The organism is Shewanella electrica, from assembly GCF_022321485.1.
GTDB classification, from domain to species: Bacteria; Pseudomonadota; Gammaproteobacteria; order Enterobacterales; family Shewanellaceae; genus Shewanella; species Shewanella electrica.
On sequence record NZ_JAKOGG010000165.1, the window covers coordinates 1 to 281 of the forward strand.

At 66.9% G+C, this 281-nt stretch carries 1 protein-coding gene; it reads right to left on the reverse strand.

The window, feature by feature from the left end:
- Positions 1-22: 22 nt before the first annotated feature.
- Positions 23-281: hypothetical protein (locus L9G74_RS20250; RefSeq protein WP_238898571.1), on the reverse strand; the 259-nt coding region annotated here is incomplete at its 5' end.

A 281-nucleotide genomic window follows, 5' to 3' on the forward strand; every position in this document is an offset into this window, starting at 1 on the left:
GGACTCAAATGTCCCATCCTTCTCACGGCGCCGGCCCCGCTCCGCCGCCCAGCAGGGAGAGCACGATGAAGAGGAGGATCCCCTGGATGAGCCACCCCAGGGCGCAGACGCCCACGGCCCGGAGAGTCCCGCGGTAATCCAGCGCCTGCCTCACCGCGATGACCGTCGCCACCAGCATCCAGACTCCGGTGACCAGGAACACCATGTCACGCAATCCGGGGATCACTCCAAGCACGCGCAGGATGCTGGGGGAGTTGGCAAACCCGATGGTGCGCAGCAGC